Here is a 14,385-nt window from a genome sequence, read left to right on the forward strand (position 1 = left end):
GTTTCCATCCCTTGCGCGCTTGTCTGTTCCGGATCGTTATGCCCGCCCGTCCGTAGTGAGCACCGGTGGGGCGAAGATGCGCTTAATTTTAATTTTATCTGCACCGATGATCATATTTTGGCGATTGCCGTCGGCGTGGCGGGGTCAAAGATTGGCGATCAGCTTGATGCCGACCAGTGTTGCGTTGGGAATGACCGAGGTTTCGCCCGGACGCATCATGTATTCGAATTCGGGATAGAGGATCAGGCCCGGCAGCACGGGCATGCTGTAATAGGCCTCCAGCACCGCCGAATGGGTCTGCGGGCCCGTGATGTACGGGCCGAGCGGCAGGCCCGCCGCCTGCCGCAGTCGCTGGCCGTACGCCAGGCGGGGGCTCATCTGGTAATAGGAATACATCACGCCGAGCCGGTCGAAGGGGCGGCCGGGCAGGAGCCCGAGCAGCGAGGTGCCGAAATAGAATTCGTCGGCGAAGGTGGAGATGCTCGGCGTGTTGTGGATGTAGCCCGCCATCAGGTAGCCGCCGGACATCTGGCTCGTGCCGTGCGTGCGGTAGATCATCTGGTCCGCTTCGATATAGAATGTGTCGCGCGGCTTTTCGGCGTGCGGGTGGATCGCGTCCCGATACGCTGCCGGTACTGTGCCGATCATGTCCGGGTAGGGCGAGGTATCGTGTCCGTAGCCGAATTTGTAGTGGCCGACGAGTTTGCGCGGGCCGAAGAACGGCTCCCAGGTTAGTTCCACCGGGGTCTGGATGCCGGTCGTGGTTTCGCTGGCCCAGGCCCAGCCGGTATTGTCCTGGGGTTTTGGCCCGATCTTGTAGATGCCGGTGCGCAAGGTCAGGTCGCGCAGCGGGCGGAAGCGCAGCGTGCCGCCCCAGGATGTCTTGGGATAGACGCTCCAGCCCGGTGGTTCGCGGATCGCCATCGGGGCGGAGCATTGCATCATGAACGTACACAGCAGCGCCGAGGTGCCGTAGGTGTGGGTCAGCGCGATGCGGCCGATATTGATGTTGAGCCGGTCGCCAAGAAACGATTTCTCGGCGTACAGATCGGCCAGGCGTGCGGCGGCGGGGCCGTGGATGCTCCAGAGTTCGGTGAGCAGTACGTTGCGCTCGCCGACATGGTCCCAGCCGACCTGGCGGCCTTCGCGATTCATGACCAGTCCGTGGACGTACCATCCGGTCAGCCCCAGCAGCCGGCCCAGGTCGAACAGCATCGTCACGCGCAGGTCGTGGACATAATCCATGCCCCGCGACAGGCCGCCGTCGATGTTGGCCATGCCTTCAGCCTTGTAGATCATGTCGAAGGTGAAGCCGCGCCGGCTCAGCCATTGGCGCCAGGGGCGGGCCTGTGGAATCAGATTGCCCGATGACCGGTCGATTGCGAAATAATCGGCGCTTGGGTCGCCGGCGCGCAGGGCATCGGCATGTGGCGGCAGGAGGCCGGAGAGACTTTCTCCGTCGAAGAGAGGATTCAGCTTGTCCTCGGCGAGTGGGCGCTTCTGTTTCACCGTTGCGGTTGGCGCCGCCGGCTTGCCGGTGGCCGCGAGGCTGGTGTGTGCGGTGATGCAGGCCATGGCGATGAACAGCGCCAGGGCGATGATCGTCCAGTCATCGATCGGGACCCATGTGTCATACGGCCTGTTTCGGAAGGCGCGGGAAACCGGATGTCCCGCGCGCCGTTTTTCTGCCGGGCGAGGGGGCATGTGACATGAGAAAGCCACCGCGAGAAGCATGGTATCGTTAGCCGATTCTTTGTTATTATTTCTGGGATACGTTGAAGCATTGCCTCTGGCGTCATTCTCAGCATTCTCGTGCGGAGAGAACAATATGTTCCGCTATGAATATATATTATAGTTTATTTGTATATATTTCTGGAAATTCAGAAAATATTTGATGAGCCATTGGTTTAGAAGGCCGGGCCTGGCATGGTCCATCTGTTCGTGACGGGGGGCTTCACCAAGAGGTGACTTCAGTCTCTGGTGTTGTAACGAAAATTGGCGGTTTGCTCAGGCATGTTCGCCAGATCGGTCAGTGCGTGATCGAGCGTGTCGGCGACCAGCCGGGCGGCGGCGGAGAGATGCCGGCCGCGATCATGGACCAGTGACAGGGCCAGGGGAGGAACGGACGCATGGGCCAGCGGTGTGAAGCACAGCAGGCCGTGGGCGACTTCCTCCATCACATCCAGCGCGCTCAGTAGGCTGATGCCGGTGCCGGCGGCGACCAGCGATTTGATCAGTTGGACATTGTTGCTGGTCGTCGCCATGCGTGCGGTGACCGCGCAATCGGCTTCGAGGCGGGTGAAGATCGCCGCTATGGCGAGGGGGGCGGCCGGTACGATCGTCGGTTCGTCGGCGCAGGCGGAAAAGCGTACGGAGGCCAGGTGCGACAGCCCGTGTCCGGGCGGTGAGACGAACCCCAGCGGAAACGGCGCCGTGTTCCTGACATGCAGGCTGCGGATACCTGTGGGATCGAGCATCAGGGCCAGGTCGGCGCTACCGTCATCCAGCAGGCTCGCGATTTCCGCATTGTCGTGAATGCGGAGATTCAGGACGATGGCGGGGTGGGTCTGCCGCAGCCGGGCAATGAGGCCGGTCAGGAAGGAGCGCGTCAGCGCCTCCGGCGCCGCCAGGGTGACCTGGCCACGACGCAAGCCTTTGAGATCGTCGATCTGCCGGGCGACATCCGCGAAATCGCGGTGCCAGCGGCGGGCGTGGGCGTGCAGGATCTCGCCCGCCGCCGTCAGGCGCATGCCGGTGGGCAGACGTTCGAACAGGGGCGCGCCGAGTGCCTTCTCGCCTTGCAGGAGTTGCCGGTCGATCGCCGAGGCGGCGATGCGCAATTCCTCGGACGCGCGGCGGATCGAGCCGTGCCGGGCGACCGCCAGAAAATAGAGCAGAAAGCGCGAGAAAGCCGGCATGGCAAGGGTGCTCTGATTTTGCGAACGGGGAAGATGAAATTCTGATATATACGCGAACGAACCGGCCATGAAACCATGGGGACCGACCCGCATGTCAGGAGGCCCCCATGTCCGCCGTTTCCCAGAGCCCTGCCCCGGCCCCGGCCGGGAGAGCGTTGCCGCGTAACTGCACCTTCCTGCCCGAAGATTGGCGGCTGCTGGCACGCAACTGGTATCCGGTGGCGCTGGGGCGGGAACTGGGGAACGGGCCGCTGGGGGTGACGCTGCTGGATGCGCCGCTGGTTTTGTATCGGGCGGGCGAGGCCATCGTGGTGGCGGATAATCTGTGCCCGCATCGCGGGGTGCCGCTGAGCATGGGCAAGGGCGACGGCCGGACCATCGCCTGTGCCTATCATGGCTTCGTTTTCGGCGCCGAGGGACGGTGCAGGCATGTTCCGGCCAATCCGGACAATAATATCCCGCCCCGGCTGCATCTGCGGACCTATCCGGCGGTCGAGCGCTACGGGTTGATCTGGACCTGTCTGGACCCCGAAGGCGAGCCCGCCATTCCGCCGATGCCGCATTGGGACGAGGCGGCTTTCCAGCGGATCACCTGCCCCTGGATCGACATCGCGGGGTTTGCCGGACGGCAGGTGGAGGGGTTTATCGACGTGGCGCATTTCGCCTTCGTTCACACCGAAACCTTCGCCGATCCGAATAATGCGGTGGTGCCGCCTTATATGCCGACCCCGACGCCGACCGGTTTTGAGGCCGAGTATCGGAGCAGTGTCGGCAATTATCCGATCGGGGTGTCGGATCGGGGGCGGCCGGGGTTTGAGTGGCTGCGCCATTTCCGCGTGCATGTGCCCTTTACCGCCACGCTGGAGATTCATTTCCCCGATGAGGGGCGGCTGGTGATCATGAATGCGGCTTCGCCGGTTTCGGCGCGGAAGACGCGGATGTTCGCGCCGATCTGCCGCAATTTCGAACGGGATCTGCCGGTCGAGGATGTGTATGCGTTCAATCGCCGGGTCTTTGAGGAGGATCGTGCCATCGTTGAGGCCCAGAAGCCGGAGAACCTGCCGCGGGACCCCGCGCTGGAGGCACATGTGATGGCCGATCGCAGTTCCATCGCCTATCGGCGGGCGTTGCGGGCGCGGGGGTTCAGCCGTTTCTTTTCGGCATGAGGGCGGCGGGGCTTGTCGGCGCCTGAGTCTTCGGCAAGGAGAACAGGCGGTTCCGTAACGTGAAGGAAGGGCGTCTTGTTCCTCCGGCAGTTGACCTATCTCGTGGCGCTCGATCGGTTTCGCCATTTCTCGCGCGCGGCGGAACATTGCGGCGTGTCGCAGCCCGCGCTTTCGGCGGCGATCCGGCAGTTGGAGCATGAACTGGGTGTGACCATCGTCCGCCGCCGGCAGCGGGTGCTGGGGCTGACGCCGGAGGGCGAGCGGGTGCTGGCCTGGGCGCGGCAGAGCCTCGCCGCGCTGGACGGGTTGCGGCAGGACGCCGGGTTTGCCCATGAAGAGGCCGGCGGCAGTCTGGCCATCGGCATCATGCCGCCAGCCCAGCAACTGGCGCCGCTGCTGATGGAAAGCCTGCGGGCCGCGATACCGGCGCTGCATCTGGAACTGACCGTCGCCGCGCATGGCGACATCCTGCGGGGCCTGTCCGAACAGCGGTTTGGACTGGGGATCGTCTATCTCGACCAGTTGCCGGCCGGGGGGCCGTTCGAGGCGCATGAGCTTTACGTGGAGCAGCATGTGCTGGTGGGCGGACCGGGCATTGTGATGCCGGGGCGTGTGCGCTGTTCGTGGGGTGATGCGGCCGGGTTGCCGCTGTGCCTGCTGGATCGGTCGATGCGCAGCCGGCAGATCGTCGATCGCGGCTTCGCGGAGGCGGGTGTCGTGCCCGATGTGCGCTTCGAGACGAATGCGCTGGACCTTCTGCATGCGGAACTTCGGGCGGGGCGCCTGGCCTCGATCCTGCCGGTGGCGGCTTTGCCGCCGCGCACGGATGGTACCCCGCTTCAGATCCGGCGGCTCGATCCGTCGTTGACGCCGGCGGTCGGGCTGGTGCGGGTGCGGCAGCCGATGACCAGCGCATTGATGGCGCGGTGCTGGCATGTCGCGTCCGGTCTGGTGCTGACGGATGTGCTGACGATGGAGGAAAGGCGTTCTTTTTTGAAAAAAAGAACCAAAAAACTTTGATTCGTTTGGGAGTTTTTTTGCTGGGGCGCGCGATGGCCCTGAACGGAGAGAAGTCTTTTTGCTTCTTTTTCTTCAGAAAAAGAAGAGAGAACTTGGCTTCATAAGCGCGCTTTATGATTTGATCATGAAAATCACTTGGACGCCGCCTGTGCCCACGCTCACTGTCCGCCGCCGAAAGCGGGGGAGTGAAGACGGCTGTGAGCGCGGAGCGGTGGAACTGGCTGTTCGCGCCTGCGCGGGCCGATCTGGGGTTCGCGGTCCGGACCGCGTGCGCCGCCATCCTGTCGTTGCTGATTGCGATGTGGATGGAACTGGGCAGCCCGCAATGGGCGCCGCTGACCGTCTGGACCGTGGCGACGGCCTCGCGCGGGGAGTCGTTTTCCAAGGCACGCTGGCGTCTGGCCGGGACGGTCGTGGGGTGCGGCGTGGGGGTGGCGCTGATTGCCGCCTTTCCGCAGGAGGCGGGGCTGTTCTTTCTCTGCCTCGCCCTGTGGACCGGGGTGTGCTGCGGGCTGGCCACGGCTTTTGACGGCTACCGGAGCTACGGCTTTCTGGTCGCCAGCTTTACGGCCGCCATCGTGGCCACGGATGGGATCGCCTCGCCTGGCGATGCGTTCTTCATCGCGATGGCGCGGGGGACGTATATCGCGCTCGGTATTCTCTGCGAGGCGGCGCTGGCCATGCTGTTTTCGCCCGGCATGCGCGAGCGGGCGCGGGGGGCATTGCTGGCGCGGTTGCGCGGCATGTCCGCCATGGTCCGGCAGAGGCTGGAGAACTGGCATGCGGCCGAGCCCGGCCCGGCGACCGAAAGCGCCCTGCTGGCAGATATCATGACGGCATCGGCGCGGATCGAATTCGATGTGCTGGAGATGGGGCCGGCGGCCGGGCGGGTGGCCGACCATGCCCGTGCGGCGGTGGCCGACCTGCTGGCGGCCATGGCGCGGGTCCGCGCGGGGGCGCCCTGGGCCTCCGTGCTGCGGAGGCTGGATGGCGGGGAGCGGCATATCGAGGCCATCGCCGCGCCGCGCCGCGGGGACCGCTTTCGGTTTCGCAGCCGTTCGGTACGGCAGGCGACGCAGGGGCTGAGGAATGGCGCGCGGGTGGCGGCGGGCGTGCTGGCGGCGTCGGTGATCTGGTATGTGACGGCGTGGCCATCGGGGATCGGGTTCATTGCGTATGTCGTGCTGGTCTATGGGCTGCTGGCGACGCGGGAGGTGCCGGTACTGGCTTCGGCGGCCTTCGCCCGGGGGGCGGTGTGGTGTGCGGTCGTCGCCGCTGTCTATGTGCTGCTGATCGTGCCGATGGTGACGGCGCCGGAAATGCTGGCCTTCTGCCTGCTAGTGCCGATGGTGGTCGGTGGGCTGGCCGCCCGGACGCCGCGACTGGCGAACCATGCCTTTTCCTTCAACATGTTTCTGCCGGTCCTGATCGGGCCGTCCAACGCCGGCCGGTATGACGAAAGCGCCTTCCTGAACGGGACGATGGCTTTTCTGGCGGCGGTGTTTTTTGCCGGCGCGATCTTCCGCCTCGTGCTGCCCTTTCGGCCCGACGAGCATCTGCGGCGCACCATCGGCTGGGCGGAACGGCGGTTGCCCGGCCTGGCGACGGGGCGGAGCGTGCCTTCGGCGCACGCCTGGCTGATGACGAACGCCGAGAGCATGGTGCGCGCCGTCCGCACCGGGCGGGGTGTGGGTCAGGAACTGCTTTTCGCCTATTTCGCCGCGCATATGGCCGTCATGGTGCAGGGCCTGTGTGTGATCGAGATTCGCGAGGCCATGGCGGGCGGCGCGCTTCCGGTGCCTGCTGCCCGGCGGCTGGCGGCGTTTCTGCGCGTCTGGACCCGCAACCCGGCGCGGGCGGCGGCCCTTGTGCCCGCGCTGCTGCGCCGGGCCGAAATGCGGGCTCCGGCCGGGGAAGACCTGGCGGCCGCGCTCAGGGCCATCATGCTGCATGACCGAAGCGGGGGCGTCAGCGGCCGGTGAGGGCGCCCTTCGGACGTTTTGCGGGCGCGCCTCGATGCGGGGGCGCGTGCCGAACGGTCGTCCGTAACCGGGGGGTCGGGTCCTGATTGCGAGTGCGTGGCATCATGACCGGCGGTGGTTGGGATATGCGCGAATTCAGTATCAGTGGAGCTGGATAAGGACTTGAAGAATATTTCTTCGGTGATATTAGGCAGAAAAATCGCGCTTTTTTTCATTGAAGAAAGACATGTTTCGGTGAGTTCTTTATTCGCCTGCATCCTTCTTGAGCATGACCTTCGGATCGTGCTGGTCGCAGCGTTTCTCTGCGGCGTGGGGGCGTGGGTGACGGCGCGCCTGTTCCGCCGCGCCATGCAGACGAACGGGTCGCAGCGGATCGGGTGGTACGTGTTGACCGCCCTGGCGACCGGTGTGGCCATCTGGTGCACGCACTTCATCGCGATGATGGGCTTCCGGTCGGGGGCGGTCGTGACGTTCGATCCGTTTCTGACCCTGCTGTCGCTGTTCATCTGCATCGTCGGGAGTGTCCTGGGGTTCATCGCCGCCGGCAGCAAGGCCATCAGATGGCCCTCCGTGGTGGGCGGCGGCCTGCTGGGGTTTTCGATCGCGGCCATGCATTACGTCGGCATGATGGCCTTTCATGTCCAAGGGCAGGTCCATTGGGATCTGCTCTATGTGGTCGAGTCGGGCATACTTGGTCCCGTTCTGGCCATGGCGGCCCTGTATATGGCGCTGAAGGGCACGGCGCGGGGCACCAATGCCATGGCCGCTCTGTTCGCCGCCGCCATCCTGTCGGTGCATTTTCTGGGCATGACGGCCCTTCATGTCGTTTCGGGCGGCGAGAGCGTGGTGTCCGTTCATTCCGAAGCCCTGAGAACCATGACCATGGCGGTGATCGGCATGAGCCTGATCATCCTGGTGATGGGTATGGTCAGCTACCTGATCGACGACAGCACGCGGGCCGAGACCGTCGAACGATTGCGGCGCATGGCGTTGAACGATGCGCTGACCGGTTTGCCGAACCGGGCGCATTTCAATGATCGGCTGGATTTTGAAATCGCGCTGGCGGCGCAGCGCGGGGGCCGGCTGGCCCTGATCGGCATTGATTTGGATCGTTTCAAGGACATCAACGATCTGCGTGGGCATTCGGTTGGCGATGAGGTGCTGCGCGTGCTTGGCCAGCGCATGAAGGCCATGCAGCAGGTGGAGCAGGGCCGGTTTATCGCCCGGACCGGCGGAGACGAATTCACGGCGCTGTACCGTATCGGCATTTCCGGCGATGTCACCGGGTTTGTCTCCCGGATTGAACAGGCCCTTTCGGACCCGATCGCGTTTGAAAATCTTGAAATCACGCCCGGGGGCAGCCTGGGGGTTGCGATCTTTCCCGATGATGCCGTCGACAGGGAAAATCTGGTCAATTGCGCGGATCTGGCGATGTATCGCGCCAAATCGAACCCGTTGCAGCGGATTTGTTTCTACGAAGCCGGCATGGACGAACGGATTCGCGAACGTCGTGCGCTGGCCGCGGATCTGCGCGATGCGATCAGCCATAACCAGCTTACGCTGCATTATCAGGTCCAGACGATCGTCTCCACCGGCCGCATTCGCGGCTACGAGGCCCTGCTGCGCTGGAATCATCCCAGATTGGGCCAGATTCCCCCCAGTGAGTTTATTCCGCTGGCCGAGGAGAGCGGGCTGATCCTGTCGATCGGGGAATGGGTGCTGTACACGGCGTGCCGCGAAGCCGTGACGTGGGAGCCGCCTTATACGATCGCCGTCAATCTCTCCGCCGTGCAGTTCATCAACGCCGATCTGCCGGAGATTGTCCGGAAAGTTCTGGCCGAGACGGGGCTGGCCCCCGAACGGCTGGAACTGGAACTGACGGAATCGACTATTTTCGCCGATCGCGAGCGGTCGCTGGATCTGCTGCGCCAGATCCGGGCGTTGAAGGTGAGCATTGCGCTGGATGATTTCGGCACCGGCTATTCGTCGCTGGATACCCTGCGATCGTTCACCTTCGACCGGATCAAGATCGACCGGTCCTTCTTCAGCGCCTCGGAGGCGACGACCCAGACGACGGCCATCATCCGGGCCGTCCTGGCGTTGGGAAAGAGCTTCGGCATTCCGGTGATGGCGGAGGGCATCGAAACCTACGACCAGCTTTCGATGCTGAATGTCGAAGGCTGCGAGGAAGCGCAGGGATTTCTCCTCGGACATCCCGTCACGGTGGATGACATCATCCGCAAAGGGCAGATCGCGCGGCTGAATGGTGGCCCGGATGGCGCAGGTGCGGTGGATATGAGGCGGGCGGAGAGCGGGGCATGAAGACTCTCAACTGGCCTTTCGGCCGCGAAGGCTGGTTTGGCACCGGCGAGGCCGAAAGCTCTGAACTGGCGGTGGCCCGGTACTATCGCTGCGCCCAGACCCTGCCGATCATGCATGTCATCCTGATTGCCAATGCGTGGCTGCTTGGCGCCTTGTTCGTTCGACAGGCACCCGGCTGGCTTTCGCTCTTGTGCCCCGCATTGTGCACCGTGTTCTGCGTCGTGAGGATGCGGGCCTGGCTACGGGCCAGAAAGGCCGATCCGACGCTCGACCAGGTTCTGGCGGCGCTGGCCAATACCAGCCGTCTTTCGGTCGGGTTGATCATCCTCCAGGCAGGATGGGTGTTCGCCCTGCATTCCTACGGTGACGCGGCGACACGGTCCTTTCTCTTCTTCTTTGTCGCCACCACCACGCTGGCCGTCATATACTGCCTTGCGCATCTGCGGGTCGCGGCGATCCGGCTCGCGATCATCGCCAATGTGACGCTGTTCATTCTCTGTCTGGTCAGCGGGACGGCGATCCATCTGGCGGCAACCATGAGCCTGCTTGTCGATTCGATCGGTGGCCTTGTCGTGCTGACCAGCACCTATCGCGATTTTTCAAAGACCGTGAATGCGCGGGCGGAGGAGCAGCGGCGGGCGAAGGAACAGGAACTGCTGCTGCGGATGATCGACAACATGCCCGTGGCGGTGATGACGGTCGAGCCGCAGACCTATATCATCAACTATGCCAACCAGATGTCCAAGGTGCTGATCCGCAGCATCGAACATCTGCTGCCGATCCGCGCCGATGACCTGATCGGCACCTCCATCGACGTGTTCCACCGTTCGCCGGCCCATCAGCGCGGGATTCTCGCCGACCCGAACAACCTGCCGCACAATGCGCGCATCCGTCTGGGCGACGAGGTTCTGGACCTCAAGATTTCCGCCATCACCGCCATGGACGGTCATTATATGGCGCCCATGCTGACCTGGGCGCTGGTGACCAAGGAAGTGGAGGCGGAAAATCGCATCCGCCATCTGGCGCATTACGATGCGCTGACCGAATTGCCCAACCGGGTCACGTTCCGCAGGGAACTCGAGGATCGTCTGGCCACGCCCGGCAATCGGGTGGGCTTGCTCTACATCGACCTGGATGGCTTCAAGCTGGTCAACGACACGCGCGGGCACCAGATCGGCGATGCCCTGCTTCAGCAGGTGGCGGCCAGGCTGAAAATGGTCTGCAATGGTCCTGCCGTCACGCTGACCCGTCTCGGGGGGGACGAGTTTGCCGTGCTGCTGCCCCATGATTCCCGCCAGCAGGCGCTTTTGCTGGCCGACCTGATTGTTACGGCGCTCGGCGCGCCCTTCGATCTGGATTACGATCGGACGATCCGGATCGGGGCCTCGGTCGGCATTGCGCTGGCGCCGGAACATGGCGGGGAACCCGATATCCTGCTGTCGCGCGCCGACATGGCGCTGTATGCCGCCAAGGAAGCCGGGAGGGGGACCGCCAGGCTGTTTTCGCCCGATCTTGAGAAGCAGGTGCAGGAGCGCGTGCGCCTGGAAGAGGAACTGCGATCGGCCCTGGCGAGCGGGGATGGGGTGTTCGTGTTCTACCAACCGATCGTCGATCTTCCGTCCGGGCGTGTGACGTCGCGCGAGGCCCTGGCGCGCTGGCATCATCCTGAGCAGGGCTGGGTTTCTCCCGGCCGGTTCGTGCCGGTGGCCGAGCAGTGCGGTCTGATCGACCAACTGGGCGCGTTCATCCTGGACCGGGCCTGCCGGAGTGCCGCGCAATGGGCGGACGAGGCGCATGTGGCCGTCAACGTGTCTGCCATGCAGTTGGGCAAGGGAACGCTGGTCGATCTCGTCTCGGCGACTCTTGCCGCTTCGGGCCTGCCGGCGGAACGGCTGGAGATCGAGGTGACCGAGACGGCGCTGCTGGGCGACGAGCATCGCGGCATCCAGGAGTTGCTGTCGCTGCGTGAAATGGGGGTGCGGATTTCGCTGGACGATTTCGGGACCGGCTATTCGTCGCTGGCCCATTTGCGGACATTCGCGTTCGACAAGATCAAGATCGATGGCTCCTTCGTGAGGGATGCGCTGGAACGCCCGGAATGCGCCGCCGTGGTACGGGCCATTGCCGATCTGGGCCAGCGCCTGGGGGTGCGGATCGTCGCCGAAGGGGTCGAGACCGAGGACCAGCTTGCGCTGGTGCGCGCGGAAGGATGCCGGGAAGTGCAGGGCTATCTTTACGGACGGCCGGCTCCGGGAGAGGCGGATGCGTTGTTGATCGCCGGGCTCGACAGTCGGCGGTGAACGGTGAGAAACGCTATTCCTGCGGGGTGGCGTGACGCGCCCACGGTGGCAGCGCGAAGGCCTCGACGAAATAATCCAGCAAGGCGTTGACGCGCGCCGGGCGCAGCGGGCTGGGAGGCGTGACCAGATAGAGCGCGATCGGCGGGGCCTGCCAGTCCGGCAGGATGATTTCCAGGCGTCCGGCCTGGAGGCTGTCCCAGATCATGAATTCGGGAAACAGACCGAATCCCAGTCCGGCCTCGAGCGCCGGCAGGAACCCTTCCGCATTGTTCGCGCGCAGGCGCGAGGCCTGAGAGAGCACGTAATCCTTGCCGGAAGGCGCATGGTGCAGTCGCATCGTCCCCGGTGCCGAGGTGTTGGTGTAGACGAAGCTCTTGTACGCTTCCAGATCGCGCGGATGGGTGGGGCGGCCGGTTACATCCAGCCAGGCCGGGGTGGCGACCAGCAGGAGCCTGACCGTGCAGAGCCGGCGGGCCCGCAGCGATGAATCCGCCAGCGAGGAGATCCGCAGCGCGATGTCGTAGCCCTCGGCCACCAGATCGACGATCGAATCGCTGAAATCGAGCGTAAGGTCGATATCGGGGTAGCGGTGCAGGAAGGCGGGCAGGATCGGTGAGATATGCTTGACGCCGAACGTCATGGGGGCGGCGATGCGGATCAGGCCCGAGGGTTTCAGCGTGCCGTCCCTGGCCCCCGCCTCGGCGGCCTCGGCTTCGGCGATGATCCGGCTGGCATGGCCCAGGGCGTGGCGGCCCATCTCGGTGAGGGATAATTGCCGCGAATTGCGGTTGAACAGGCTGGCGCCCAGGGCCTGCTCCAGCCGGGAGACGGCCTTCGAGACGGTTGGCTTGGAGAGCTGGATATCCTCGGCCGTGCGTGCGAACGAGCCCCATTCGGCCACTTTCGCGAAAATCGCCCAGGCTTCGAAATCGGGCAATCGCATGCGGAGCAGCCTCTTTTGAAACGGTCAGGTCGGACTCTTTCCATATATTTTCCGGGAGGGACCGTCCAGATGCGGGGCTGACGGCGCTGGGGCGTGGAAATTCCGGAAACGAAGGGTTTCGCTTCCTGCCGTATCGCCGGGCGTCGGCGGAGGCGTAGGGTCCGTCCGGACATTCAACGCATTGGAGGCGATCACGATGATCGACGTTCGGCCGTTCGCGGAGCTGGGTCATGCCGACCATGGCTGGCTCGATGCGAAACATCATTTTTCCTTCGCGGATTATTACGATCCGCGCCGGATGCACTGGGGTGCGTTGCGCGTATGGAACGATGATGCCATCGCGCCGGGAACCGGGTTCGGCACCCATCCGCACCGCGACATGGAAATCATCACCTATGTGCGCCAAGGGGCCATTACGCATCGGGATAATCTGGGCAATTCGGGGCGCACCGAGGCGGGCGACGTGCAGGTGATGTCGGCCGGGACCGGCATCATGCACAGCGAGTATAACCGCGAGCCCGGCACGACGCGCATCTTCCAGATCTGGATCATGCCCGATCGTACGGGGCATGCGCCATCGTGGGGCACGCGGAGCTTTCCCCGGGGCGAGCGTGGCGGCGGATTCGTGGCGCTGGCCTCGGGTTACGATGCCGACGCGGGTGGCGATGCCTTGCCGATCCATGCCGATGCGCGGGTACTGGGCGCGACCCTGAAGAAGGGGGAAAGCGCGGAATATCGGTTGGGCGTGGAACGGATGGGTTATCTCGTCCCCGCCAAGGGCAGCGTGGAGATCGAGGGAAAGACCGTGGGCACACGGGACGGCGCGGCGATATCGGAGACCGACACGCTGGTCGTGCGCGCGCTCGACGATGCCGAGATCGTGCTGGTGGATGTTGCGGCCTGAGCCTGTTCCGCCCCCGCCCTGAACGGCGGGGGCGGGCGGTGCGGCTTGATTTTTGCGGCGTGGCGTCGCTTGATGCCGTCATGACGATCAGACTGGATGAGAGCTGGAAGACGGCTCTGGCCCCCGAATTCGACGCGCCCTACATGCAGGCGCTGAAGGCATTCCTTCAGGCGGAGAAGGCACGGGGCAAGGTGATCTTCCCCAAGGGAGCGGAATATTTCCGGGCGCTGGACCTGACCCCGCTGAACGACGTCAAGGTCGTGATTCTGGGCCAGGACCCGTATCATGGGGATGGGCAGGCCCATGGGTTGTGCTTCAGCGTGCGGCCCGGCGTGCGCATTCCACCGTCTCTGGTCAATATCTACAAGGAACTCCAGAGCGATCTGGGGATTCCGCCGGCCCGTCATGGCTATCTGGAATCCTGGGCGAAGCAGGGCGTGCTGCTGCTGAACTCTGTGCTGACAGTGGAACGCGGCAATGCGGCCTCGCACCAGAAGCAGGGGTGGGAGCAGTTTACCGACGCCGTGATCGCCCGCGTCAATGAGCAGCGCACGCCGGCTGTCTTCATGCTGTGGGGCGCGTATGCCCAGCGAAAGGCGGCCTTTGTCGACCAGTCGCGGCATCTGGTGCTGAAGGCGGCGCATCCGTCACCCCTCTCGGCGCATAATGGCTTCTTCGGCTGTCGTCATTTTTCCAAGGCCAATGAATTTCTGGTCAGCCATGGGGTGACGCCGATCGATTGGCGGCTGCCGGTGGAGCCGCCGAAGGATGTTTGAAGGGGGCGTTCTTTTTTGAAAAAAAGAACCAAAAAACTTTTATTTTTTCTGGAG

10 protein-coding genes are annotated in these 14,385 nt (G+C 64.2%); 7 read left to right on the plus strand and 3 right to left on the minus strand.

What is annotated here, in order from left to right; genetic code table 11:
- Positions 1 to 144: 144 nt before the first annotated feature.
- Complete coding sequence (locus tag ABF821_RS01270; protein ID WP_415528838.1) at positions 145 to 1,575, minus strand: carbohydrate porin; 1,431 nt, start codon at positions 1,573 to 1,575, stop codon at positions 145 to 147.
- 395 nt (positions 1,576 to 1,970) lie between these two features.
- The gene (locus ABF821_RS01275; RefSeq protein ID WP_415528803.1) at positions 1,971 to 2,918 is read right to left on the minus strand and encodes a LysR family transcriptional regulator; all 948 of its coding nucleotides are present in this window, start codon (positions 2,916 to 2,918) and stop codon (positions 1,971 to 1,973) included.
- 107 nt (positions 2,919 to 3,025) lie between these two features.
- Here ABF821_RS01275 and ABF821_RS01280 point away from each other — a divergent pair, with 107 nt between their 5' ends.
- From ABF821_RS01280 to ABF821_RS01300, 5 genes are all read left to right on the plus strand, one after another.
- On the plus strand, positions 3,026 to 4,084 hold the full coding sequence (locus tag ABF821_RS01280) for a Rieske 2Fe-2S domain-containing protein (RefSeq protein WP_415528804.1): 1,059 nt from the start codon (positions 3,026 to 3,028) through the stop codon (positions 4,082 to 4,084).
- A 75-nt stretch (positions 4,085 to 4,159) separates the two neighbouring features.
- Positions 4,160 to 5,104 carry a LysR substrate-binding domain-containing protein gene (locus tag ABF821_RS01285; protein ID WP_415528805.1) on the plus strand — a complete coding sequence of 315 codons (945 nt, stop codon included), beginning with the start codon at positions 4,160 to 4,162 and terminating at the stop codon, positions 5,102 to 5,104.
- A gap of 185 nt (positions 5,105 to 5,289) precedes the next feature.
- On the plus strand, positions 5,290 to 7,086 hold the full coding sequence (locus ABF821_RS01290; RefSeq protein WP_415528806.1) for an FUSC family protein: 1,797 nt from the start codon (positions 5,290 to 5,292) through the stop codon (positions 7,084 to 7,086).
- 234 nt (positions 7,087 to 7,320) lie between these two features.
- A complete protein-coding gene (locus tag ABF821_RS01295) occupies positions 7,321 to 9,408 on the plus strand; it encodes a putative bifunctional diguanylate cyclase/phosphodiesterase (RefSeq protein WP_415528807.1) in 2,088 nt (695 codons plus the stop codon).
- Complete coding sequence (locus ABF821_RS01300) at positions 9,405 to 11,708, plus strand: putative bifunctional diguanylate cyclase/phosphodiesterase (RefSeq protein WP_415528808.1); 2,304 nt, start codon at positions 9,405 to 9,407, stop codon at positions 11,706 to 11,708. Before ABF821_RS01295 ends, ABF821_RS01300 begins: the two co-directional genes overlap by 4 nt.
- 13 nt (positions 11,709 to 11,721) lie before the next feature.
- Here ABF821_RS01300 and ABF821_RS01305 read toward each other — a convergent pair whose 3' ends face one another.
- Positions 11,722 to 12,651 carry a LysR family transcriptional regulator gene (locus tag ABF821_RS01305; RefSeq protein ID WP_415528809.1) on the minus strand — a complete coding sequence of 310 codons (930 nt, stop codon included), beginning with the start codon at positions 12,649 to 12,651 and terminating at the stop codon, positions 11,722 to 11,724.
- 196 nt (positions 12,652 to 12,847) lie between these two features.
- Here ABF821_RS01305 and ABF821_RS01310 point away from each other — a divergent pair, with 196 nt between their 5' ends.
- Positions 12,848 to 13,555 carry a pirin family protein gene (locus ABF821_RS01310; RefSeq protein ID WP_182975086.1) on the plus strand — a complete coding sequence of 236 codons (708 nt, stop codon included), beginning with the start codon at positions 12,848 to 12,850 and terminating at the stop codon, positions 13,553 to 13,555.
- Positions 13,556 to 13,635: 80 nt separating this feature from the next.
- Positions 13,636 to 14,331, plus strand: coding sequence for a uracil-DNA glycosylase (ung, locus tag ABF821_RS01315; RefSeq protein WP_182975087.1), 696 nt, complete (start codon positions 13,636 to 13,638; stop codon positions 14,329 to 14,331).
- The last annotated feature ends 54 nt before the right edge of the window (positions 14,332 to 14,385 follow it).

The organism is Gluconacetobacter sp. (assembly GCF_047721585.1).
GTDB classification, from domain to species: domain Bacteria; phylum Pseudomonadota; class Alphaproteobacteria; order Acetobacterales; family Acetobacteraceae; genus Gluconacetobacter; species Gluconacetobacter dulcium.